Source organism: Vibrio zhugei, from assembly GCF_003716875.1.
Lineage (GTDB): Bacteria > Pseudomonadota > Gammaproteobacteria > Enterobacterales > Vibrionaceae > Vibrio > Vibrio zhugei.
The window spans coordinates 739,829-764,015 of record NZ_CP033078.1; the positions used below are offsets into that span (position 1 = coordinate 739,829).

Genomic DNA, 24,187 nt, shown 5'->3' on the forward strand with positions numbered 1-24,187 from the left:
CTTACGCTGTCGATTTGGCGTAAGGTTCATAGAAAGGTATTCATAATGACGGTTAAAACTCGTTTTGCTCCTAGCCCAACAGGCTATCTTCACGTTGGCGGTGCTCGTACCGCGCTGTATTCTTGGTTATATGCGAAAAACCAAGGTGGTGAATTCGTATTGCGTATTGAAGACACTGATGTTGAACGTTCAACGCAAGAAGCGGTTGATGCCATTCTCGAAGGCATGACGTGGATGGGGTTAGATTGGGATGAAGGACCTTATTATCAAACTCATCGTTATGAGCGTTATAACGAAGCAGTAGAGCAGCTTTTAGCGCAAGATAAAGCCTATAAATGCTACGCATCGAAAGAGCTTCTGGATGAAATTCGCGCTGAGCAAGAAGCCAATAAAGAAATGGCGCGCTACGATGCGAATCATCCAAAAATTAAAGCGGTGAATGAAGCGGCTAAAGAAGGCGACCCATGCGTCGTGCGCTTCCGTAACCCGAAAGAAGGCAGTGTCGTCTTTGACGACCAAATTCGAGGCCGCATCGAAATCAGTAATAGCCAGTTGGACGATCTGATTATTCGTCGTACCGACGGCTCTCCAACGTACAACTTTTGTGTGGTTGTCGATGACTGGGATATGGGCATTACTCATGTGATTCGTGGTGAAGATCATATCAATAATACCCCGCGTCAAATTAACATTTATGAAGCGTTGGGCGCGCCAGTGCCTACATTCGCACACTGTGCGATGATTCTTGGTGATGATGGGGCAAAATTATCAAAACGACATGGCGCGGTCTCGGTAATGCAATACCGTGATCAAGGTTACTTACCTGAAGCGTTAATGAATTACTTAGTTCGTTTAGGTTGGGGCCACGGTGACCAAGAGATCTTTACGCCTGAAGAAATGATAAAATTCTTTGATTTACATGATATTTCTAAATCGGCGTCTGCTTTCAATACAGACAAGCTGCAATGGTTGAATAACCATTACATCAAAACATTGGATGCCGATTATGTGGCGAAACACTTAGAGTGGCATTTTAACGATCAAGGCATCAATAAAGATACCGGTCCAGCCATGGCTGAGGTGGTAAAACTGGTGGGTGAACGTACTCATACTCTGGTTGAACTTGCCCAGCAATCGCGTTACTTCTACGAAGATTTTACTGAATTCGACGAAAAAGCAGCGAAAAAACACCTACGTGGTGTCGCTAAGGCGCCGCTTGAATTAGCACTTAGTAAGATTGAAGCGCTCAGTGAGAGCGAATGGACGACGGAAAACTTGCATCAAGTGATTGAAGCGGTTTGTACGGAACTTGAGGTTGGTATGGGCAAAGTTGGTATGCCACTACGTGTTGCAGCAACGGGCGCAGGCCAATCGCCATCGGTTGACGCGGTTATGCATTTAATTGGTCAAGAACGCATGATCCAACGCATTAAACTGGCATTGGATTACATTGCTCAGCGCGAAGCAAACGCACAGTAAGACACTTCGCTAAATAGCTAGCATAGCAAAGCCGCAACGGATAACGTTGCGGCTTTTTCGTTATTGATGGCGTCAAGCACTGACAAATGACACGAGTCTACTTGAGAGTAGACATACGCAAAACAGCCATAAGGAACGCATCCTTATTTGAGATCGATACTGTTGAGGCGTCCCATGTACACCAGAATATCTAGATACTCTTTATGTGCATCCAATAATGCTTTCTTTGTTTTGCTATACGCCGCTAACTTGCCGTGTTTATTAATCGAACACACGACACTTTTAAACGTACATTTACCTTGGTCATCGTAGTGGCGCCATGCTGCGATGTAGCAGGCATCACGACAGTCAGGGTTATCAAGTGTGGGTCGAGGCTTGTAAATGATTTTAGGTTCTAAGCTATGAGGAAGGCGGGTCATGAGATACGGATCTTTTAAAATCCTTCGCCAATGTTTGCCCCACATCTCTGAACCCAGTTCATTCCGCAGTTTTATTGCCTTCTGTAAACCACGCTTTTCACCAATGCGCACAAAGCCAACCGAGCGATGTAATACATTATCATCCGGAGTATGAATATGAATTTTATAGGCGGTTTTTGCTTTCGAGATGAATCGATGACCGGTATTGGTCTCCAAATTACTTTTCTTCATTTTCTTATCTATCGGTCTGTATTAATCAAATAATATGATTAGTAGCAACATGTCGGAATCATCGACTGATCAAAACAAGAAGATAACGTATGTATTTCAGATTTTGGTCAAGAATATGCGATATTAAGTTAGCACTTGTTGTTCAATAAGGCTTATGTGAACTCGGTTCAGGTTTTTTGCTACGAAAGGCGAATAGCAAAGAACGGAAAATGGATGGATTGTTGAGATGGTGTCCCCTGCGAGATTCGAACTCACGTCTAAGACTTAGGAGGTCCTTGTTCTATCCAGCTGAACTAAGGGGACACTTAAGGATATGTACTATATAGTATTTTTGCTTGAGATTGAATACAGAACTGTAAACTTTAAGCGCTGCTGGGTGATGAGATACTCCCTGTATAGTTCTATGACAGAGAGTATCGTGCCTTGTGGTTAGTTATAGGTGTTGGGCAGTGGCTTATTCATGACATCACCAATTTGTACGCTTGCGGCTAAATCGGCTTGATTGATCGTCGCTTCAGCGTCATTTTCATACACCCTTGATACCGTGAGTGAGATCTCACTGCGCGTGACTTTGGTGCGAGCGATGCCACGTTGATCGATGAACGAACCTGTATGCCAAAGTTGCAGTTTATCCCCGGGTTGAACACCATGAATGCGCCCAAGGTTTAGCGTCACGGTATTGCCAAAACGAGCGACCACTTCTGGCAAGGTCATCTTACAGGCTAATTCATTTTCGAGATCCAGCATTGCATCACGACTGATTTGGCGCAGCATATGTCCATAGCTTGATTCCCAGAAGCGAGCGGTGGACGTATCCACTTGGCTGGTACGGGCGAAAGGCCAAAGTGCCGCATCACGATAATTGTTGTCCATTACTCGCACCCCTGTTTTTCCATCGAAGACTTGTATTTTCATGGCAAATTCTCGATTAATGCTCATATTCGAATCCCCATATTTTAGATAGGTCGCGCTGAGGTCTGTGATATCACCAGTCACAATATACTGCGCCCCAGTATCTTCGGCGATCATTTTGACTCGCTCTGGGGTATGAGCGTTGACATCATATTGGGTCGCACCAAGCGAAACGAAGCTGTGTGAATCCAATTCAACTTGGCGGCTGAATACTTTAGTAAAGTTTTTTCCAACATCGTAAATACTGCCCATGACCGCTTGTTGTGGTGAGTCCACTTTTATATGCGTAAACAGCAAGGTTTTTTTGTACTGCTGGGTATGGCAAGTGCTTGCCTCCGGGTAAATATCAATACGGACATTCACCCGAATGTTGCCACGGTGAGTGTCGACTTTATCGATGCTCATATAGCGTATTTCATTATTAGCAAACTGATATTGATTGCGGTTGTTTGTTATTAACTTGCTGATATTAGGTATGTTACCTAAGTCTCCACCGGCAAAGTTCACGGCACGATATAGGGCATCTTTAATGGCATTAGTACGCGCATCTTCAATCGAAGAAACCATCGGAGCCGTGCCAGTGACTTCATACCAAGCGGCAACCGCTGGGGTCGTGACGGTCATGGCTAAAGCCATGGATAGAAGCAAAGAGAGTCGTTTTTTCATCATTATTTACCAGTTAGGTACAAATCTTGCTTGGTTAGTATAGCTGATGGAGATATCGCTATTCTGTATGCATTGTGACATAGAGAAAAGCAAAGAGCGTTCCAGTTTTGATCATTGTTGGAAAATGAGCGCCTATATCGTAATCCTTGATTGGAGATGAAGAGAATGAAAAAGTGGCTGATTTTGGTACCTGTGATACTGCTCACTGCGTGCGCATACTCACCCATCTATACCGGTAAAAAACAGTATAATGGTTCGAGGTTTATGTTGATGACAAGTCCACAACATACGTTAAGTTATTTTGTGGAGAGTATGACAGAAGATTTGCTCGAATCGAATACGAGTGTGACAGCTCAGACCCCGATTGCCATCGCCTCATTTGTAGATTTGCAGAATTTAGATGCAACCAATTGGTTGGGCAATACCGTTTCTGAAGGGTTTATTAATCAATTTCAGCAACGCGGTTTTAAAGTCATTGATTTTAAAACAACCGGCTCAATACAAGTGACGGGAGAAGGCGATTTTGTGTTGAGTCGTGATTGGAAAGAGCTATCGAAAGAGCAGCAAATTCAATATATCGTGACAGGGACGATGGTGCGTCAAGATGATGGGGTGCTCGTGAATGCACGTGTCATTGGGTTACAATCGCGCATTGTCGTGGCCACCGCGGAAGGTTTCTTACCTGCTGATCGTATTGGCCGAGATCTCGATACGCTGGATTCAATGAGAACCAAAGATGGGGTGATTATTCGCTCTAACCCTCATATTTCTAACCCAAATACGGTCATCTTACGTCCTTAAGGAGAGAGCCATGAAATCAATTTATAGTGTATTGGTTATCTTTGCCTTATGTGCACTTGCAGGATGTCAGCCTTTAACCGCAATGCATAAGCCGGTGTATCTCAACGCGGTGGGGTATGCGACGATCAGTGAACAAAAAGGTCGTGATGAGCACGAAAAGCAAGTCAGAGCGATGCGCGCATCAAAAATGGACGCCTATAAAGAGCTAGCAGAGCAAGTGTATGGAGTCAGAGTCAGTGGTCGTGCCAATGTTCGAGATCAACGCTTGGGATTAGAGGAAACGAAAAATTCCGTCGATGGTATCATTCGTGGTGCCGAAGTCGTACGGAGTTATAAAGTGGGAGATAGCTATGTCACTGAAATGCGAGTGAATGTCGAGGTTATGTCCAAACTGCGGGGCTTTGGCGAAATTCAACAAGTTCCAGATAACCGACAATCCACTTTATACTAAAGCGTTACTCTTTCATCTTCTCTTCACAAAAACGGCCAGATTTTATCTGGGCGTTTTTTATCGGCAGTCTGGTTTGGTGTTAGGCTTTTAGGTTGGTGCCCAAAGTTGAGACACCGCGCGTCTTACCTGTTTCTGTATAAGTCATGCCTGTTTTCCCTAAGCTTTGCTGCATTAGGTTGTTGAGCTTATTGAAACTCATTTTTGCGCGCGCTAACGCTTCACCATTGACGGTGTTCGCTTCTTGGCAGCGAGCGACCAAAGTACGAATCTCTGTGACCATCTGGCTGAGTTCGTTATCTTCGGCAAGGGTCGACACTTCAGGATGGTTGGCAATACGCTGGTCCGTATTATTTAACTGTGAAACCAGCGTGAGCTTTTGTTTGGCACAGGCTTCTATGTCTGCAGAAACGCGCGACGTAATCGCTATTTTTTCGTTTTCTAACAGTTCATTGAGCGCTTGCGCGTTCTGAAGTTGAAACTCGACTAAATCTCTTAATGCTGCCATAAGTTATTTCGCCACCAGTGTGCCGTGATTAAATTTGACCATTTAACTCATTTTCAAATCTGATCATACTATCAGCGAGTTTATCTGGATCAACCACATAAGAGCCATTCGCAATCGCGTCTTTAATCGCGGCAACTTTTGCACTATCGAAGCTCGGGCTGCTTGCCATACTGCTTTTCATTTCTTCCATTGCTTTACTTTGCGAACTTAAAGAGACGGCATCATGACGATGATGTGATGTCTGCTTTGTTTCGCCAGCTTGATGAGAAGAAACATTGTTTTCTGAACGCACAGAACTGCGATTCGTTGTCGTCAACGATTGTCCTGAACGTATATTATCAATGCCTGCCATAAGCGGAGCCTTTAATCAAAGTAGTAGTATTGTCTTTTCTAGTATCGACCCTGCATACATTTTCTTTAGCAGTTTTACCAGAAATATCTGCACTTGTGTATACACCCATTAAAATTGTACCAAAACTTTACCAACTCCGCTCACTTTTGCATCAATAATGCGGTTGGATTTATTATTTTTTACTTTTATTTGCTCCCCCAATATACCATCGCTTAACGCCGTTCCCTTCGTAGTAATCGACATACCACCGGACCCTGCATGAATGATGACGGTATCGTTGCGGCAGATGATGCATACATCGTTTTGTGTGATCACATCGCCAACTTGCAGGCTTCGTTTCACTTTAGCACCGAAAAGCATATCGGGCACACTAAAGCTTTGGCGACGAAAACGCAGCATATCTTCCATACTTATACTAATATTTTGGGACGTAATGATTTGTCCACGGGCAAGTGACGTTGCCGCCGTTACCATCGGGACTCTCAACGTCAATTTAACGGGAACATACAACTTCCAGTTATCCGCCGCACATTCGACCAAGACGGTAATATGGCTGGCAGAACCATTATGGGAAGACGAGGACGTCTGCAGAGGCTGGGGACATTGAGTGGCATACACTCGACGGTCAATATCGGCCGCAACAGCACTGACCTTGCCACCCCTAGGAGCGTCAACTGTGTTCAAAACGTGTTGTTCTGCAGCATGCTGAATTGATTTTATTTGTTGGACTGTTGCAGATAGCACATTTGTACTAAAGAAAAGCAATAAAAAGCCGATAAAGGTATTAAAAGTTTTATAGGAAGTTCTACACTTAAGAGAAGCATGCAAGGCAAAATGTGGTTTTGTTTTCATGATTAATTCTCTAGTTTCTTTAATAGCCACTAGTAGACTATCACTTTTAAAAGAAAAGTTTGAGATGGAGATAAGCTTATGACGGGTATTCTCGATTCTGTGAATCAGCGTACGCAACTCGTCGGCCAGAACCGATTAGAATTACTTACATTTCGTTTAAATGGACGACAACGCTATGGAATCAACGTCTTTAAAGTTAAAGAGGTGTTGCAGTGCCCCAAATTGACCTCCATGCCAAATTTACACCGTCTTGTGCGCGGTGTCGCGCACATTCGTGGTCAAACGGTTTCTGTGATCGACATGAGCCTCGCGACGGGGGGACGTCCAACCGCTGACATTGAAAAAAGTTTTGTCGTGATTGCGGAGTTTAACCGCACTATCCAAGCGTTCTTAGTGAGCTCGGTAGAACGCATTATCAATATGCATTGGGAAGCGATCTTACCCCCGCCAAGTGGCGCGGGTCGTTCGAATTATTTAACGGCTGTAACGAATATCGATAACGAGCTGGTCGAAATTATCGATGTTGAAAAAATTCTCGCTGAAATCGCTCCAGTGAATGAAACGATGGACTCATCCATCACTGAATCTTTTGCTGAAGCTGAACAAGATACAGATATTGTTCGTCGCATTCTTATTGCCGATGACTCGACGGTGGCAAGAAAACAGGTGCAACGAGCTATTGAATCTATCGGTTTCGAGTGTATCCTTACCAAAGACGGTAAGGATGCCTATGAAAAATTAGAAGAAATGGCGAAAGAAGGTAGTATCTATGAACAGATATCTTTGGTGATTTCTGATATTGAGATGCCTGAGATGGATGGGTACACTTTGACTGCTGAAATTCGACGTAACAGTGAATTGAAAGATCTGTACGTGATTCTACACTCTTCACTGAGTGGGGTATTTAACCAAGCGATGGTTGAGCGGGTAGGGGCAAATTCGTTTATTGCGAAATTCAACCCAGATGAGCTTGGTAATGCGGTTAAAACGGCACTTATTAAATAAAAGAGAATTGAATGACTGCTATAACAATAAGCGATCAAGAATATCGTGATTTTTGTCGGTTTTTAGAATCTCAATGCGGCATTGTACTCGGAGATAGTAAACAGTATCTCGTACGTAGCCGATTGAGTCCTCTGATCACGAAATTCAAATGTGATTCGTTATCAAGCTTGTTGCGAGATGTCGTAACTGGGCGTAATCGAGAGTTGCGTGTTGCTGCTGTTGATGCAATGACGACCAATGAAACACTCTGGTTCCGTGATACTTACCCATTCCAAGTCCTTGCTGAACGGTTGTTGCCAGAAATGGCCGCCAACAAGCGACCGATTAAAATATGGTCTGCGGCCAGTTCCTCTGGTCAAGAACCGTACTCTATGGCAATGACCGTATTGGAAATGCAGCAGAAGCGTCCCGGTTTTTTACCGAATGTATCGATTACCGCCACTGATATTTCCGCAAGCATGTTGGACATGTGTCGCCTTGGGGTGTATGACAACTTGGCATTAGGCCGAGGTTTGTCGCCGGAGCGTCGTCGTGCCTTCTTTGAAGATGCGGGTGATGGTCGTATGAAAATCAAAGACAATGCAAAGCGCTTGGTGAGCTTCCGCCCTCAGAACTTAATGGAAAGTTATTCAGCCTTAGGCAAGTTTGACATTATTTTCTGTCGTAATGTGTTGATCTACTTTTCTGCGGATATGAAGTCTAAAGTACTCAATCAAATGGCAAGCAGTTTGAACCCCGGTGGGTATTTGCTGTTAGGCGCGTCTGAATCGCTAACTGGCTTAACCGATCGCTTTGAGATGGTGCGTTGTAACCCTGGTATCATTTATAAGCTTAAAGCCTAATTCAGTTTGTAATATCAATGAAAGCCAAAGCCCAAGCCCTGTTGCTTGGGCTTTTTTGTTGATACGCTCTGGGGCATGATATTGAGAGATGTATCATGATTGACGCTAGTGGTATATAAATAGTACTGACATTCCAAAAATTGGCTTGCCAATTGCAAGCAAAGTTCACAAGCGAGCTGCCGTGATAACTTGAAAAAGTTGGTACGAAAATTGCTAATTATTTATCAACACGGTTAACAATGGTCATTTCCATTTAAAGAGGCAAGTATGGCTATTTCTTTTGACAAAGCTCTTGGGATTCATCAATACACGGTGGGCCTTCGTGAGCGCAATGCTGAGTTAATTGCGACCAACATTGCCCAAGCGGATACTCCAGGGTTCAAATCAAAAGGAATGGACTTTCAACAGGCATTGCAGGCGGCAACATCTGGTACCAGTATCGGGCTAGATAGAACCAACAGTCGGCATATCTCTGCCTCTTCCAGTATGGCTGCCGGAGAAGTGCTTTACCGCACACCAACGCAACCAGATACCGGAGATGGTAATACGGTTGATGTCAATTTAGAGCGTAACCTGTTTATGCAAAATCAATTGCGTCATCAAGCGTCTTTAGATTTTCTTGGTGGAAAATTTAAAGGTTTAACCAAGGCACTGAAAGGGGAGTAACAAGATGGGCTTATTTAATGTATTTAATGTGACTGGTTCAGCAATGAGTGCAGAATCTGTTCGTCTAAATACCACCTCTAGTAACTTGGCGAACGCTGATAGTGTCAGCAGCTCGGCGAAAGATACGTATAAAGCGCGTCACGCTATTTTTGGTGCTGAACTGAATAAAGCAAACCGTAACGATCCCAATGTTCCAGTCAAAGTGCTGGGGATTGTAGAAAGTAATAAGCCGCTACGAGCGGAATACAATCCTGAGCACCCATTGGCCAATGAAGATGGCTTCATTTATAAGCCAAACGTCAATGTGATGGAAGAAATGGCGAATATGATTTCAGCATCGCGCTCGTATCAAACGAATGTACAAGTTGCTGATGCAAGTAAACAAATGCTGCTGCGTACGCTGCAGATGGGTCAATAAGGGGATAACGTATGGCTGGTGGAGTAAATAACGTTGGTCAAAGCGGCTTGTCCTATGTTGACCAGCTTAAAAGCTTGCAAGATAAGAAAAAGCCCACGGAAGAGACAGGGAAAAAAGATCTGAAACAAGAAGATTTTTTATCTTTGCTCACCAAGCAGCTTTCTCAGCAAGATCCGTTTAAGCCGGTTGGCAACGACAAAATGATTGCCCAAATGGCATCATTTGCCACTGTGGATGGCATCGGTAAGATGAATAAGCAGTTCGAAAGCTTGAACTCATCGATGACCTCAAATAAAGCATTGCAGGCTTCTTCCTTGGTTGGACGTGATGTATTAGTACCAGGGGCGGCAGGCACTAAAGCCGAAGGGAAAGGCATGGCGGCAATGGTTAAATTGCCTCAATCTGTTGATAACCTGATGGTTCGAATCGAGGATGAACACGGCCAATTAGTCCGAACATTTGATGCGGGAGCAAAACCAAGCGGAGATTCTCGTATTGAATGGGATGGCAAAGATCAAAACGGTCATCCATTGCCGGCTGGCAAATACAAAGTCAGAGCGGCAGGTCTCATGGATGGACAGAGTAAAGATTTTAGCGTGTCTACCTACGCAAACGTAAACAGCGTTTTGCTCGGGAAAGATAAAGGTAACGTACTGCTCAATCTCGCTGGTCATGATTCACCAGTTCGACTTGCAGAAGTACTGGAAGTTGGCAAAGCGTAATCAACGCCTAGCTAGATAGGAGAATTTGGAATGTCATATACATCTCTTAGCGGTCTTTCCGCAGCACAGTTAGATTTGAACACGACCAGTAATAACATTGCGAACGCAAACACTTACGGCTTTAAAGAGTCTCGTGCTGAGTTTGGTGATGTCTATTCTAACTCGTTGTTTACAAACGCTAAAACAACACCAGGTGGTGGCGTTCAGGCACAAAAGGTATCGCAACAATTCCATGAAGGGTCGAGTATTTATACCAATAACCCGATGGACTTGCGTGTCTCTGGAACGGGGTTCTTCTCTGTAGCGAAAAACCGTTTGATACCTCAGCAAAACGAATTAACCCGTAATGGTGCGTTCCATATTAATAAAGACAATTATATGGTGTCATCAAACGATGAGTATCTACTCGGTTACGATGTTAACCCTGATACGGGCGACGTCGCCTCTTTTGAACCACAACCGATTAATATTCCTTCTGAGTTTGGTAAACCAAAGCAGACGTCGAATGTGGAAGTTGGGGTGAACTTACCTGCGAATGGGGATTTAAAAAATCCACAAACATTCGACTTTGAAGATCCCGACACGTATAACCGTTCGACTTCATCGACTGTGTATGACTCGATGGGTCAAGCGTATAAGATGACGAGTTATTACCTAAAAGATCAAACTCAGCCGAATACATGGCAAGTGTATTACACGGTCACCGATAAAACTGGTGAGAAGCCGCTTAACGTGCAAAATGGCGATGCGATTGCTGGAAGCGGTCAAGCGGGTCATACATTGAAATTCAATAATGATGGTACTTTAGCCAGCATTAACAGTGGGCAACCGGTTATCTCTCAACCACTAGGAAGCGGTGATAATCCGATTGACATGAATGGTGCCGATCCCACTCAACAAATTAATTTCAAATTGAACTCAGCGACTCAGTTTGCCGCTCCGTTTGAATTGACCAAGTTTGATGAAGATGGCGCGACAACCGGCTTCTTAACCAAGATTGATTTTGATGAAAAAGGCAATGTGCAGGGCACGTATTCGAATGGTGAAAACATCACATTGGGTCGTGTTGCGCTGGTTCGAGTCCCTAACGAGCAAGGCCTAGATAAGAAGAGCGGAACCCAATGGGATTCAACGCAAGATTCTGGCGATAAAATCTGGGGTGAATCCGGTCAAGGTTCGTTCGGTTCTATTAAAAATGGCACATTAGAGCAGTCGAATATTGATATGACTCAGGAGCTGGTGGATCTGATTTCTGCGCAGCGTAATTTCCAAGCCAACTCTCGTGCTTTGGAAGTGCACAACAAGTTACAACAAAATATCTTACAAATTCGGTAAGATAACGATGACGATGAGCTGGCGGCAATCGCCAGCTCATTCGTGGTTATCCCTTGCCTCTTCCTCCTCCTCTCTGTTTGCCTCCTTGATGTGTTTTTTTATTTTTCTTTCCTATTTATTTGATATTTAAGTACTTTAAAACATGGCACGTCACTTGCTTTGTAGTGTGTAACCAACGTTTTTGGAGCACATTATGGACCACGCACTTTACCTTGCGATGAGCGGGGCAAAACAAAATATGCAAGCCATGCAGCTACGTGCAAACAACCTTGCAAATGTGAGTACGACAGGGTTTCGTGCTGATTTGCAACAAGCACGAGCAATGCAAGCTTATGGCGAAGGTTTACCAAGCCGTGTGTTCAGCATGAATGAGCGTCCTGGGAATAACTTTCAACAAGGCAGTGTTATTACGACGGGCCGAGATCTGGATGTGTCGATAGAAGGCCGCGGTTGGATATCGGTGATGGATAAGACTGGGAAAGAAGGGTTAACCCGTAACGGCAATTTGAAAATTGATGATACGGGCTTATTACTGAATGGCAACGGTCATCCTGTACTGGGCCAAAATGGCGCGCCAATTACGTTACCTGTGCCGTTGAGCAAGGTTGAAATTGGCAAAGACGGTACGATTTCCGTTCAGCCGCAAGGCGCTCCTGCAGAGGCAATGGAAGCGGTTGACCGCATTAAGTTAGTTCGCCCAGACGACCGTACTTTGTTTAAAGATACCAACGGGTTATTTCGTTCCAAAACACCGAATACTGAGTTTCAAGCAGATGCCGGCGTCAAAGTGTTAACGGGTGCGCTAGAAGGCAGCAATGTCAATGCGGTCGGTGAAATGACCAGCTTGATCGATCTACAGCGTCGTTTTGAAATGCAAGTCAAAATGATGCGTACAGCAGAAGATAACGACAAATCGTCGGATTCGCTGCTTCGTATGAGTTAATAAGAGTCACAGGAGTTAATTATGCAACCAGCATTGTGGGTCAGTAAAACAGGCTTAGACGCGCAGCAAACCAATATCGCGACGATTTCCAACAACCTTGCTAACGCATCAACTGTTGGTTTTAAGAAAAGCCGTGCAGTCTTTGAAGATTTGTTCTACCAAAATATTAATCAACCCGGTGGTCAGTCATCGCAAAATACCGAGCTGCCTAGCGGCTTAATGTTAGGGGCGGGCTCGAAAGTCGTCGCTACACAGAAAGTGCATACCAATGGTAACGCTCAAACGACGTCGAATGCGTTAGATATGATGGTAGAAGGTGATGGCTTTTTCCAAATTTTAATGCCCGATGGCAACATTGGTTATAGCCGCAATGGTCAGTTCACCTTAAACGACGAAGGCACCATTGTGACCTCTGGGGGCGGCTACCCACTGCAACCTCAAATCGTGGTGCCGGATAATGCGATTTCTATTACGGTAGGCAATGACGGTGAAGTGTCAGCTCGGGTTCGTGGTCAGCAAAATAACCAAGTTCTGGGGCAGATCACAACGGTCGATTTTATTAACCCTGGTGGTTTAGAACCGATTGGTCAGAACCTGTACTTACCGACGGGAGCCAGTGGTGACCCACAAGAAGGGGTTCCTGGATTAAATGGCCTAGGTAACATTCGTCAAAATATGTTGGAAAGCTCGAACGTCAATGTCACCGAAGAATTGGTGAATATGATTGAAGCACAACGGGTTTACGAAATGAACTCAAAAGTGATTTCTGCTGTTGATAAGATGATGAGTTACGCGAATCAGCAATTGTAACGTGATAATGAGAGTGTGATGTTATGAAACGACTAGTCTGTGTATCCATGCTGGTATTGTTACTTTCTGGCTGTAGTGCCATCAGTGACTTTTTGCAAAATGGTGGACGCTCTGATCAACCGCCTAAGGTTGTGGATGCGGTAGAAGGGGATAAATCTCCCGAAGCGCAAGGACCTTCTGGGTTAAGTGGGCTAGTTGATTCCTTACGTTCACGTCAAGACCCGATGGCCGATGATCCAGCTTGGGCTCCAGTACGTGCGAAAGAACAAGCCAAGCATTATGCCGCAGAAACCGGATCACTGTTTGATCCTAACGCTCATCGCGGCTTATACGATGACACCAAACCGCATGGGTTAGGTGATATCATCACCGTGAAATTGAATGAAAACACGAAAGCCGCTAAAAGTGCCGATGCCGATTTGTCGAAAAAAAATGATGCATCTATGGATCCGTTGAGTGTCGGTGGGCAAGAGTTGAAGATGGGAGATTACAATTTCTCCTATGCGTTAAAAAACGATAATAAGTTTTCAGGCAGCGCAGCGGCGAACCAAAGTAACAGTATTTCAGGCTCAATTTCAGTACAAGTGATCGATGTGTTAGCGAACGGTAACTTAGTGGTACGCGGCGAAAAATGGTTAACGCTGAACACCGGCGATGAGTATGTACGTGTCAGTGGTACCGTTCGTCCAGACGATATTGAAAATGATAATACGGTTGAATCGACACGTATTGCGAATGCTCGTATTCAGTATTCTGGTACAGGGACCAACCAAGATATGCAGCAACCTGGATTCTTGGCACGATTTTTTAATGTCTCTCTATAGACAAGATCTCGTCGTCGAATATTTGACGGTTATCAGTAAAAATGAGGTCTTCGGACCTCATTTTTTTTACTAAGGGTTACCCAATGAAAACGTTCATATTCTTTATGTTTATGCTCATTACGACCAGTACTCAAGCTGCGCGAATTAAAGATGTCGCACAGGTGGCTGGGGTGCGTAGTAACCAATTGGTTGGTTATGGGTTAGTGACTGGGCTGCCGGGAACGGGCGAGTCAACACCGTTTAGTAATCAAAGCTTTAATACCATGCTGAAAAAATTCGGCATTCAATTGCCGGAAGGAACCAACCCAAAGACTAAGAATATTGCCGCAGTGATGGTGACCGCTGAGTTACCGGCGTTCGCTAAATCGGGTCAGAGAATTGACGTGACAGTCTCTTCAATTGGTTCAGCGAAAAGTCTGCGTGGCGGGACGTTGATGCAAACCATGATGAAAGGTCTCGATGGCAATGTGTATGCCGTCTCACAAGGTAATTTAGTCGTGAACGGATTCAGTGCTGACGGTGCTGACGGTTCTAAGTTGGTAGGTAACATCCCAACGGTCGGGGTGATTTCCGGAGGGGCCACAGTAGAACGTGAAATCCCCACTCCTTTTTCTCGTGGTGATTACATCACTTTTAATTTGTTTGATTCGGATTTTACTACCGCACAACGCATGGCGGATTCGATCAATAAATTTTTAGGACCGAAAATGGCCTCTCCTGTGGATGCAACTTCCGTGAGAGTGCGTGCTCCACGAGGTGTGAGTCAACGTGTTGCTTTCTTGTCGACGGTAGAAAACCTGACGTTTAATCCTGCGGATGGGGCGGCAAAAATCATTGTGAACTCAAGAACGGGGACTATCGTGGTTGGGCAACATGTGAAGTTAAAGCCAGCGGCAGTGACGCATGGTGGCATGACTGTTGCTATAAAAGAGAATATCAATGTCACCCAACCGAATGCGTTGGGTGGCGGAGACACCGCGATCACCCCCGATACTGACATTGATGTCTCAGAGAAAAAAGGCAAAATGTTCAAGTTCGAGCCGGGGGTGACATTGGATGATTTAGTCCGCGCTGTGAATGGGGTTGGCGCTGCGCCATCGGATTTAATGGCGATTTTACAAGCATTAAAGCAAGCTGGCGCAATTGAAGGTCAGTTGATCATTATTTAAGGAGTCTTCACGATGGCTGATAGTCCAAATGACATTGGGTTTATCCAAGATATAGCAGGTTTAGACTCATTACGTAAAAAAGCCATACATGGTGATAAAGGTGCGGGTAAAGAGGCGTTAAAATCCGCCGCAAGCCAATTTGAAGCCATCTTTACCAACATGATGTTAAAGTCCATGCGTGATGCGAATAAAGCGTTTAAATCCGGTATGTTTGACAGCCACACGGAAGACTTGTATCGACAAATGCGTGATGAGCAGATGGTCAGCCAACTCAGTGAAAAAGGCTCACTAGGGCTTGCCGATATGATCGTCAAGCAGCTATCGGTTGGTGAAACGGTGAATGCAGAAGGTGAACAATCATTCCAAGACGCAGTGGATCGTGTGCGTCGGGTTCGCCAAGCCGCTAACCAGCATGACTCGGTCAGCGCTGCGGACCAAACCGATGGCGTCGCCCATAGCGCTCAGCAGGTTGTCACCTCGACCGATGCACAACCGATGTCGTTTGAATCACCTTATGCATTTGTTCAGTCACTTAAGCCTTATGCTGAAAAAGCGGCTCAGGTGTTGGGGGTCGATTCTTCATTGCTTCTCGCACAAGCAGCCCTAGAAACAGGCTGGGGGCAAAAAGTCGTGAAAAATGCTCACCATAGCAGTCATAACTTATTTAACATTAAAGCGAATTCTGCTTGGCGAGGTGACCGTGTTGCCACACAGACCTTGGAATACCAAAATGCGATTCCTGTGATGGAAAAAGCGGCGTTTCGTGCTTATCCCAGCTATCAAGAGAGCTTTGATGATTATGTCCAGTTTTTGGAGAATAACCCGCGTTATAGTGAGGCTCTAGCCCATAAAGGCGATCGCGATTTTATCCAAAGTATCCATAAAGCGGGGTACGCAACGGACCCTAATTACGCTGATAAAGTGTTGCGCGTTAAATCGAAAATTGACGCCATGAAGCAAATTTAATCTTTCTTTAAGCCAAATGTTCATTTGGCTTTTTTTCTATTCCTTTCCGACGCTTATCCAGTAAAAAATAACAGTGGCATACATATTGCTTTATATCTTATAAGTGGCCAGTTTTACTGGCGTAGATATGGGTTTTTGGGGGCAATATGGCGTCTGATCTTCTGAATGTTGGTAGGCAAAGCGTACTTACTGCTCAGAGACAACTCAACACCACAGGTCATAACATTTCTAATGTTAATACCGATGGTTACAGTCGGCAGTCTGTAATCCAAGGCACGAATGCGCCTCGTCAATTTGGTGGTCAGACCTACGGCATGGGTGTACATGTGGAAAATGTTCGCCGCTCTTGGGATCAATTTGCCGTCAAAGAGTTGAATGTTGCCACAACGCATTATGCTCACAATAAAGATCATGAACAGAACTTAGATATGCTGTCTGGGCTGTTGTCTTCGGTTGCCTCGAAAAAAATCCCAGAAAACATCAATGAGTGGTTCGATGCGGTGAAAACAGCGGCCGATACCCCGAATGATGTGGGGGCGCGCAAAGTGGTGTTGGAAAAAGCCAACATTATTGCCCAAAACCTCAATGATTTTGATGACACCGTGCGTCGTCAATTTAAAGAAACCAATAAAGGCCTTGATCTTGGTGTGCAGCGCATCAACCAATTGGCAATAGAGATTCGTGATGTCCAGCGTTTAATGATGCGTTCTCCAGGTCCACATAACGACCTGATGGACCGACATGAAAAATTGGTACGTGAATTATCCGAATACACCAAAGTCACGGTAACAGAGCGTAAGAATGGCGAAGGGTTTAACGTGCATATTGGCAACGGGAATACGTTAGTCTCGGGAACCGAAGCCAGTCAATTAACCATGGTCGATGGATACCCAGATGTGCATCAGCGACGTTTAGCTATGGTCGAAGGCAAAGGCGTAAAACCGATCACTCATAGCGATATTGGCGGCAAAATGGGCGCTTTGTTTGAACAACGCGACAAAAACATCCCCAGCATGATGGATGAAATTGGCCGCTTATCCACCGCTTTTTCTTATCAAGTGAATAAGCTACAACATCAAGGTTTGGATTTAAATGGCAACGTTGGTAACGACCTATTTACCGATGTGAACTCTGAGCGTATTGCCAAATTACGCGTCATAACGAATAGCCAATCTACCGCGGATATGGCGGTTTATATTGATGATGTCAGTCATTTGAAGGGCGGGGAGTATGCCCTTCATTACGATGGCAGTGACTACACCGTCACTACCCCGAACGGTCAGCAGAAAGCGATGATTGAAAGCGGTGATTACTTGTATGTACGTGGTGACAATGGTGACTTAACGCCATTAGATGGTATGCGAATTAAGGTCAATAATGCCCCTGAAGAAGGGGAGCGAATTTTGCTTCGCCCGACCCGTAGTGGCGCATCGGATATTCATGTGCAACTGCAAGATCCAGATAGACTGGCCGCACAAAGTTATGAAGCATCGACCACCTTCGCTCAGGGATCGGCCAAGTTTGATATCCAAGCGACCGGCGCGTTAAAAGAGTTTCAAGTTGTGATTGGCGATCAAGGTAATACCTTCTCATTGCAGGACAAAAACGGCAAGGTTTTGCTTGATGGACAAGCGTATCCGCCGGATGGACCGGTGACGTTTCAAGGGACCACATTTGAATTAACCAAGGGCGCATTGCCAAAAGACAAATTTACGGCAAACCTTGTCCCATCGGAAGGGGATAATGGCAACTTACGTAAAATGTTGGTGATTCAAAATGCCAAAAATATGAATGATGATGAATCTACTCTGATTGATGTTTATCACAACTTAAACACCGATTTTGGGATGAAGTTATCGACTGCTTCGCGTTTAACGGACGTTGCTCGTTTAGAAAAAGAAGGGGCACAAGAACGGGTCGCTTCTATTTCAGGCGTCAACTTGGATGAAGAAGCGGCAAATATGATGAAGTTTCAACAAGCCTACATGGCCTCTTCACGGATCATGCAGGCGGCCAATGAAACTTTTGATGCGATATTACGTTTGAGATAAGAGGAGGACGTGAATGATTAATCGAATAGCGAGCTTCCATAACTATCAAGCGGTTCAAAATGACTTACGCCGTCAAGAGACCAAAGTGCATCACAATCAAGCGCAGTTGGCATCAGGTAAGAAGTTATTAACGCCTGCCGACAATCCGCTCGCGACTCACTATATTCAAAATGTATCGCAGCAAGAAGAGCAGCTCAATCAGTACCTTGATGCAATTACGTTGGTGCGTAATCGGTTGTCACACCAAGAAGTTTTGGTCTCAAACGCCGAAGAGTTTGCTGATGATGCAACACGCAATGTGATGGAAATGATTAACGGTGCCTTGTCTCCGGAAGATCGTGATGCTCATGCGCGTGAGTTGCAGGAAATGGAAAGTAACTTGCTGCACTTAGCGAATTCACAGGATGAGTCTGGTAATTATATCTTTGCTGGTACGAAGCCAAAAGTGCAGCCTTTTTTCCGTGACAATAATGACAAAGTGACGTATTCCGGAGACCAATATCAACGCAAAATGCGGATTTCTAATTCATTAGAAATGCCATTTAACACGCCTGGTGATCAGCTATTAATGAAGATTGATAACCCGTTCGGCGATTTTGAACCTAAGTATCAATTACAAAAAGGCTCTGAATTACTGCTGGATTCGGCTCGCAGCAACAATAGCGATAACTCAACATATAAAGTCAGTTTTGTCGGTTTGCCGAGCGGCAAGTTTGGTTATCAATTAGAGCAAGATGGCAGTGTGGTGAAAACGGGCGAGTTTAACCCTAAAGAAGGCATCAATTATACCGATGGTGATAATTCGTTAGATGTGAAGTTTAAGGGGCAAATTAAAGCCGGTGATCAGGTCACGTTAAAGCCACGGACGTCATTCAGTCTGTTTAATAGTTTTCAGGATGCGATCGAGTATTCGAAAAAGCCCGTTTCTGATGCCTCTGCAACGGCAGAGTTACAACGGGTATCAGAAGAGCTGCATGAAGGATTTTTACACCTGACTAAAGCTCGAACGGATATTGGTGCTCGTTTGAATACGCTGGATACACAAGAAGATCAGCATCGAGATTTTAAAATCAGTTTGGCGAAGTCAAAAAGTGAATTTGAGGACCTCGATTACTCAGACGCGGTGATTGAGTTTAATGAAAATTCTCGTGCGCTTGAGGCGTCGCAGAAAGCTTTTGGTAAAACTAAAGATTTAACCTTATTTAATTATATATAACTTTCAATGCCTTACGAGCAATGCCGTAAGTGCGAAATGATATGGTTAATTTTTGGTCTGGAATTTGCAGTATAGAAAACAAGCGCGGCAAATAGGGTTTTCATCATTGTCGTGAGTTAACGCTTAGTGCTAATGCCTAAGGTTTAACACGGTATGTAAGTGTTTCAGATGTTTATTGGACACCTATTTTATGGATGCAATAAAGCTGGCACATTATTTGTATTAATAATCATAGACAGGGTGAAAACCCAATTTAAGTTGCCATTTAAGCATACTTAACCTAGTGATACACGGTCATGCTTCCAAAGAGCTAAGCTGACCGCTTCGCAAGGGCTTGCGAACTCGATAGGAGAGCAAACAATGACCATTAACGTAAATACGAACGTGTCGGCAATGACGGCACAGCGTTACTTGAATAAAGCGACCAATGAACTGAATACCTCGATGGAGCGTTTATCCTCAGGTAACCGTATTAATAGCGCTAAAGACGATGCGGCTGGCTTACAAATTTCAAACCGTTTGAATTCGCAAGCCCGTGGCCTTGACGTTGCGATGCGCAATGCCAATGACGGTATTTCTATTTCTCAGACGGCAGAAGGGGCGATGAATGAGTCGACCAACATTCTGCAACGTATGCGAGATCTAGCACTTCAGTCTGCCAACGGTACCAACTCTAGTTCAGAACGTCGTGCATTGAATGAAGAATCATCCGCACTGCAAGATGAACTGAACCGAATCGCTGAAACCACCTCATTTGGTGGACGTAAGCTCTTAAACGGTACCTTTGGCGAATCCGCTTTCCAAATTGGCTCTGGGCCTGGTGAAGCGGTCATCATTGGTTTAACCAGTGTGCGAGCGGATGATGCCCGAATGGGCGGGGTGACCTTCCAAGGCGATCAAGGTAAAACAAAAGATTGGGGCGTTCCTGCTCAATCTCGTGACTTGAAGCTGGAATTTAATAACGCGCTAGGTGAACCACAAACGATCGATATTAACGCGAAACCTGGTGATGATATCGAGGAAGTGGCCACTTACATCAATGGTCAGACTGATGCGTTTAAAGCCTCGGTAGACCAAGATGGCAAACTGCAGCTTTTTGCCGCCAATGGTACGGTGAACGGCAATCTTAGTATCTCGGGTGGATTAGCAACAGAGCTCGGTTTAGCCGGTGGCCCTGGGATTGCGACCACGGTGCAAGATGTAGATTTGACCACTGTAGGTGGGTCACAAAATGCGGTCGGTGTTCTTGATGCGGCGTTGAAATATGTTGATTCACAGCGTGCGGATTTAGGGGCTAAACAAAACCGTTTGGGCCATAGTATTAGTAACTTATCTAATATCCAAGAAAATGTTGAAGCATCGAAAAGTCGTATTAAAGATACGGATTTTGCCAAAGAAACGACGGCATTAACAAAAGCACAAATTCTGCAAAAAGCAGGGACGACGATCCTTGCTCAAGCGAAACAGTTGCCAAACGCTGCAATGCAACTATTGCAGTAATAAAGGAAGTGCCATTATGACGCTTAGACGTAGGTATGTAATGGTACAATCTTGGCAACGTGCTGTTTGATCAGGTAGAAACTCTCTCAAATCTACACCCTGTTTCTTAATGGTTATAACAGTACGCTAATGGTATGCCTAAATGTGATTCATTTCTCTGATCTCCACATTGGCAATGGCTACCACCCATAGCCCCGGTTCTCTCAAAGGAATGGGGCTTTTCTTTTTTCTAAGCATGTTAATCTCCCCCCCCCACTCTATCAATTCTTTAGTGCTGAAATGTCTGTCTGTTGCGCGGCTGTGCCTTCTCTTTTTCTCCATATATCTGATTGACCACTGCTTTGTAAGTGTTGTTTACGCTTATGGTGAATAAAGACACCTAGCTTAGCATCGTGAACACCGATACAAGGCGAGTGAGTGGCTGACCACGGCCTATCTCCCCCTTGATTTATTGCTTATATTTTTATAACTATAAGGTTAGGAAATATTAGGGGTTTTTAATGTTACCTGTGTTTTCTCCTCAAAAACGTACAACTTCGGCCAAAAGTGATGTTTCTTTAATCTTATTGTTGGTTTTGTGTTCACTTTGTGCGCTTGTCTGCATTTGTTGGATGACTTACCAGTATTAAGGGAAGAAAGCCTAATTTTTGTTCAAGGTAATGCATTCACAGTCGTTATAAAAAGTACCTTTGAGAGAACTACTGGTTTTCGAGACGTCGAATTCCCATTGGGAGTAACACATACTCCAGACAATTATTAGGAGAAAACCACATGGCGGTTAATGTAAATACAAACGTAGCAGCAATGACAGCACAGCGTTATTTGAACAGTGCGAACAGCGCTCAGCAAAATTCAATGGAACGTTTGTCATCCGGTTATAGAATTAATAGTGCGAAAGATGATGCGGCAGGTTTACAGATCTCCAACCGTCTTAACTCGCAAAGTCGTGGCCTAGATGTTGCCGTACGGAATGCCAATGATGGTATTTCCATTGCGCAGACCGCAGAAGGAGCAATGAACGAAACCACCAATATTTTGCAGCGTATCCGAGATCTTTCGCTGCAATCGGCGAATGGTTCTAACTCTTCTGCTGACCGTAAAGCGATTCAAGAAGAAGTCACGGCCTTGAATGACGAACTGAACCGTGTTGCTGAAACTACCTCATTTGGTGGTAATAGGCTGCTGAACGGCTCATACAACACCAAGTCGTTCCAAATTGGTTCTGGTAGTGGTGAAGCCGTCATGCTCAGCCTTGCTGACATGCGTAGCGACAATGAGAAAATGGGGGGAGGTGCTTACGTTGCCCAAAATGCCAAAGATAAAGATTGGGGAGTGCCCGCGACAGGCAATGATCTAACGATTGATCTTACGGATACCAATGGCCAGGCGCAAACCATCACCATTCAAGCTAAGCAAGGGGATGATATTGAAGAGCTGGCGACCTACATCAACGGACAAACAGACCTAGTTAAAGCGTCTGTCGATGATGAAGGCCGATTGCAAATGTTCGCCGGCAGTAACAAAGTTGAGGGGCCTTTGACCTTCAGTGGTGGACTTGCAGGTGAGCTCAATATGGGAGCGGAAGCTCAAAAAACGGTCAGTGACATTAATGTTGGTACTGTGGGTGGCGCTCAACAAGCGGTTGCGATTGTGGATTCCGCATTAAAGTTTGTTGATAGTGAACGGGCACAACTGGGTGCTTTCCAAAACCGTTTTGATCATGCGATTAGTAACTTAGAGAACATTAATGAAAACGTGAATGCTTCTAAGAGTCGTATTAAAGATACCGATTTTGCGAAAGAAACTACGGCGCTTACCAAAGCGCAAATCTTGGGACAAGCTTCTTCGTCTGTATTAGCGCAAGCGAAGCAAGCTCCACAAGCGGCGTTATCTCTATTAGGATAATATCATCGGTTATCATTCTCGATGAATAACAAAAAAACCCAGCCAAAGGCTGGGTTTTTTATATGGTGCGGAAGGGGAGACTTGAACTCCCACACCTTGCGGCGCCAGAACCTAAATCTGGTGCGTCTATCAATTTCGCCACTTCCGCATGAAACTTATATAGATGATTTGAATTGGATAGACGGTATCAAATGATCATTGTAAGAATGGTGGCTACGACGGGATTCGAACCTGTGACCCCATCATTATGAGTGATGTGCTCTAACCAACTGAGCTACGTAGCCAAACCTAAATAGATGGTGCGGAAGGGGAGACTTGAACTCCCACACCTTGCGGCGCCAGAACCTAAATCTGGTGCGTCTACCAATTTCGCCACTTCCGCACGAATTTTTATAGATAATTTGACTAGGATAGACAATATCAAATCATCGTTGTAATGATGGCAGGTCTACCTGGATTCGAACCAGGGAATGACGGCATCAAAAGCCGTTGCCTTACCACTTGGCGATAGACCTACAGGGATAGTATTTACTATCTAAATAATGGTGCGGAAGGGGAGACTTGAACTCCCACACCTTGCGGCGCCAGAACCTAAATCTGGTGCGTCTACCAATTTCGCCACTTCCACACGAATTTTTATAGATAATCTGACTAGGATAGACAATATCAGATCATCGTTGTAATGATGGCAGGTCTACCTGGATTCGAACCAGGGAATGACGGCATCAAAAGCCGTTGCCTTACCACTTGGCGATAGACCTACAGAGATAGCATTTGCTATCTAAATAATGGTGCGGAAGGGGAGACTTGAACTCCCACACCTTGCGGCGCCAGAACCTAAATCTGGTGCGTCTACCAATTTCGCCACTTCCGCACGAATTTTTATAGATAATCTGACTAGGATAGACAATATCAAATCATCGTTGTAATGATGGTAGGTCTACCTGGATTCGAACCAGGGAATGACGGCATCAAAAGCCGTTGCCTTACCACTTGGCGATAGACCTACAGAGATAGCATTTGCTATCTAAATAATGGTGCGGAAGGGGAGACTTGAACTCCCACACCTTGCGGCGCCAGAACCTAAATCTGGTGCGTCTACCAATTTCGCCACTTCCGCACGAATTTTTATAGATAATCTGACTAG

23 protein-coding genes and 10 tRNA genes are annotated in these 24,187 nt (G+C 44.6%); 18 read left to right on the plus strand and 15 right to left on the minus strand.

Annotated elements, in window-relative coordinates:
• Positions 1–45: 45 nt before the first annotated feature.
• A complete protein-coding gene (gene gltX / locus EAE30_RS08585; RefSeq protein ID WP_123015552.1) occupies positions 46–1,479 on the plus strand; it encodes a glutamate--tRNA ligase in 1,434 nt (477 codons plus the stop codon).
• A gap of 143 nt (positions 1,480–1,622) precedes the next feature.
• Here the strand turns inward: gltX and EAE30_RS08590 are convergent, their stop codons facing one another.
• The 3 genes from EAE30_RS08590 to EAE30_RS08600 all read right to left on the minus strand — a co-directional run bounded on the left by EAE30_RS08590 (position 1,623) and on the right by EAE30_RS08600 (position 3,707).
• Positions 1,623–2,129 carry a Fe3+-citrate ABC transporter substrate-binding protein gene (locus tag EAE30_RS08590; RefSeq protein WP_123015553.1) on the minus strand — a complete coding sequence of 169 codons (507 nt, stop codon included), beginning with the start codon at positions 2,127–2,129 and terminating at the stop codon, positions 1,623–1,625.
• A gap of 227 nt (positions 2,130–2,356) precedes the next feature.
• Positions 2,357–2,432: transfer RNA gene (locus tag EAE30_RS08595), tRNA-Arg, on the minus strand.
• Between the two features lie 126 nt (positions 2,433–2,558).
• Positions 2,559–3,707 carry a flagella assembly protein FlgT gene (locus EAE30_RS08600; RefSeq protein WP_123017311.1) on the minus strand — a complete coding sequence of 383 codons (1,149 nt, stop codon included), beginning with the start codon at positions 3,705–3,707 and terminating at the stop codon, positions 2,559–2,561.
• Positions 3,708–3,872: 165 nt separating this feature from the next.
• On the opposite strand from EAE30_RS08600, the gene EAE30_RS08605 reads away from it, so the two are divergent.
• Both EAE30_RS08605 and EAE30_RS08610 read left to right on the plus strand, forming a co-directional pair.
• The gene (locus EAE30_RS08605) at positions 3,873–4,508 is read left to right on the plus strand and encodes a FlgO family outer membrane protein (RefSeq protein ID WP_164711818.1); all 636 of its coding nucleotides are present in this window, start codon (positions 3,873–3,875) and stop codon (positions 4,506–4,508) included.
• Positions 4,509–4,518: 10 nt separating this feature from the next.
• The gene (locus EAE30_RS08610; protein WP_123015555.1) at positions 4,519–4,959 is read left to right on the plus strand and encodes an LPP20 family lipoprotein; all 441 of its coding nucleotides are present in this window, start codon (positions 4,519–4,521) and stop codon (positions 4,957–4,959) included.
• 79 nt (positions 4,960–5,038) lie between these two features.
• Here EAE30_RS08610 and EAE30_RS08615 read toward each other — a convergent pair whose 3' ends face one another.
• From EAE30_RS08615 to flgA, 3 genes are all read right to left on the minus strand, one after another.
• The gene (locus EAE30_RS08615; RefSeq protein WP_123015556.1) at positions 5,039–5,464 is read right to left on the minus strand and encodes a flagella synthesis protein FlgN; all 426 of its coding nucleotides are present in this window, start codon (positions 5,462–5,464) and stop codon (positions 5,039–5,041) included.
• Positions 5,465–5,492: 28 nt separating this feature from the next.
• Complete coding sequence (gene flgM / locus EAE30_RS08620; RefSeq protein ID WP_123015557.1) at positions 5,493–5,816, minus strand: flagellar biosynthesis anti-sigma factor FlgM; 324 nt, start codon at positions 5,814–5,816, stop codon at positions 5,493–5,495.
• A 108-nt stretch (positions 5,817–5,924) separates the two neighbouring features.
• Complete coding sequence (gene flgA, locus EAE30_RS08625) at positions 5,925–6,668, minus strand: flagellar basal body P-ring formation chaperone FlgA (RefSeq protein WP_123015558.1); 744 nt, start codon at positions 6,666–6,668, stop codon at positions 5,925–5,927.
• A gap of 78 nt (positions 6,669–6,746) precedes the next feature.
• Here flgA and EAE30_RS08630 point away from each other — a divergent pair, with 78 nt between their 5' ends.
• The 15 genes from EAE30_RS08630 to EAE30_RS08705 all read left to right on the plus strand — a co-directional run bounded on the left by EAE30_RS08630 (position 6,747) and on the right by EAE30_RS08705 (position 23,040).
• Complete coding sequence (locus tag EAE30_RS08630) at positions 6,747–7,673, plus strand: chemotaxis protein CheV (RefSeq protein ID WP_123015559.1); 927 nt, start codon at positions 6,747–6,749, stop codon at positions 7,671–7,673.
• Positions 7,674–7,684: 11 nt separating this feature from the next.
• The gene (locus tag EAE30_RS08635; RefSeq protein WP_123015560.1) at positions 7,685–8,515 is read left to right on the plus strand and encodes a CheR family methyltransferase; all 831 of its coding nucleotides are present in this window, start codon (positions 7,685–7,687) and stop codon (positions 8,513–8,515) included.
• 267 nt (positions 8,516–8,782) lie between these two features.
• Positions 8,783–9,181, plus strand: coding sequence for a flagellar basal body rod protein FlgB (flgB, locus tag EAE30_RS08640; protein WP_123015561.1), 399 nt, complete (start codon positions 8,783–8,785; stop codon positions 9,179–9,181).
• Positions 9,182–9,185: 4 nt separating this feature from the next.
• Positions 9,186–9,599 carry a flagellar basal body rod protein FlgC gene (flgC, locus tag EAE30_RS08645; protein ID WP_123015562.1) on the plus strand — a complete coding sequence of 138 codons (414 nt, stop codon included), beginning with the start codon at positions 9,186–9,188 and terminating at the stop codon, positions 9,597–9,599.
• 11 nt (positions 9,600–9,610) lie between these two features.
• Positions 9,611–10,321 (plus strand): flagellar hook assembly protein FlgD, encoded by a 711-nt coding sequence (locus EAE30_RS08650; RefSeq protein WP_123015563.1) that lies wholly within the window; start codon positions 9,611–9,613, stop codon positions 10,319–10,321.
• Positions 10,322–10,351: 30 nt separating this feature from the next.
• A complete protein-coding gene (gene flgE / locus EAE30_RS08655) occupies positions 10,352–11,656 on the plus strand; it encodes a flagellar hook protein FlgE (protein WP_123015564.1) in 1,305 nt (434 codons plus the stop codon).
• Positions 11,657–11,849: 193 nt separating this feature from the next.
• Entirely contained in the window at positions 11,850–12,599 is a 750-nt protein-coding gene (gene flgF / locus EAE30_RS08660; protein ID WP_123015565.1) for a flagellar basal-body rod protein FlgF, read from the plus strand.
• Between the two features lie 21 nt (positions 12,600–12,620).
• The gene (gene flgG, locus EAE30_RS08665) at positions 12,621–13,409 is read left to right on the plus strand and encodes a flagellar basal-body rod protein FlgG (protein ID WP_123015566.1); all 789 of its coding nucleotides are present in this window, start codon (positions 12,621–12,623) and stop codon (positions 13,407–13,409) included.
• 23 nt (positions 13,410–13,432) lie between these two features.
• Positions 13,433–14,233, plus strand: a complete 801-nt coding sequence (gene flgH, locus EAE30_RS08670) for a flagellar basal body L-ring protein FlgH (protein ID WP_123015567.1) — start codon at positions 13,433–13,435, stop codon at positions 14,231–14,233.
• An 83-nt stretch (positions 14,234–14,316) separates the two neighbouring features.
• A complete protein-coding gene (locus tag EAE30_RS08675; protein WP_123015568.1) occupies positions 14,317–15,402 on the plus strand; it encodes a flagellar basal body P-ring protein FlgI in 1,086 nt (361 codons plus the stop codon).
• Between the two features lie 12 nt (positions 15,403–15,414).
• Positions 15,415–16,368, plus strand: coding sequence for a flagellar assembly peptidoglycan hydrolase FlgJ (flgJ, locus tag EAE30_RS08680; protein ID WP_123015569.1), 954 nt, complete (start codon positions 15,415–15,417; stop codon positions 16,366–16,368).
• Positions 16,369–16,514: 146 nt separating this feature from the next.
• Positions 16,515–18,419, plus strand: a complete 1,905-nt coding sequence (gene flgK / locus EAE30_RS08685; protein ID WP_123015570.1) for a flagellar hook-associated protein FlgK — start codon at positions 16,515–16,517, stop codon at positions 18,417–18,419.
• Between the two features lie 13 nt (positions 18,420–18,432).
• Positions 18,433–19,635: a flagellar hook-associated protein FlgL gene (gene flgL / locus EAE30_RS08690; RefSeq protein WP_123015571.1), complete on the plus strand. Its 1,203-nt coding sequence runs from the start codon at positions 18,433–18,435 to the stop codon at positions 19,633–19,635.
• 360 nt (positions 19,636–19,995) lie between these two features.
• Entirely contained in the window at positions 19,996–21,135 is a 1,140-nt protein-coding gene (locus tag EAE30_RS08695) for a flagellin (protein WP_123015572.1), read from the plus strand.
• Between the two features lie 771 nt (positions 21,136–21,906).
• Positions 21,907–23,040: a flagellin gene (locus tag EAE30_RS08705; RefSeq protein WP_123015574.1), complete on the plus strand. Its 1,134-nt coding sequence runs from the start codon at positions 21,907–21,909 to the stop codon at positions 23,038–23,040.
• Positions 23,041–23,103: 63 nt separating this feature from the next.
• On the opposite strand, the gene EAE30_RS08710 is transcribed toward EAE30_RS08705, so the two are convergent.
• From EAE30_RS08710 to EAE30_RS08750, 9 genes are all read right to left on the minus strand, one after another.
• A tRNA-Leu gene (locus EAE30_RS08710) sits at positions 23,104–23,188 on the minus strand.
• Between the two features lie 59 nt (positions 23,189–23,247).
• Positions 23,248–23,324, minus strand: a tRNA-Met gene (locus EAE30_RS08715).
• A gap of 13 nt (positions 23,325–23,337) precedes the next feature.
• Positions 23,338–23,422 (minus strand) — tRNA-Leu (locus EAE30_RS08720).
• A 58-nt stretch (positions 23,423–23,480) separates the two neighbouring features.
• Positions 23,481–23,555 (minus strand) — tRNA-Gln (locus EAE30_RS08725).
• A 28-nt stretch (positions 23,556–23,583) separates the two neighbouring features.
• Positions 23,584–23,668 (minus strand) — tRNA-Leu (locus tag EAE30_RS08730).
• A gap of 58 nt (positions 23,669–23,726) precedes the next feature.
• Positions 23,727–23,801: transfer RNA gene (locus EAE30_RS08735), tRNA-Gln, on the minus strand.
• Between the two features lie 28 nt (positions 23,802–23,829).
• Positions 23,830–23,914 (minus strand) — tRNA-Leu (locus EAE30_RS08740).
• A 58-nt stretch (positions 23,915–23,972) separates the two neighbouring features.
• Positions 23,973–24,047, minus strand: a tRNA-Gln gene (locus tag EAE30_RS08745).
• A 28-nt stretch (positions 24,048–24,075) separates the two neighbouring features.
• A tRNA-Leu gene (locus EAE30_RS08750) sits at positions 24,076–24,160 on the minus strand.
• Between the last annotated feature and the right edge of the window lie 27 nt (positions 24,161–24,187).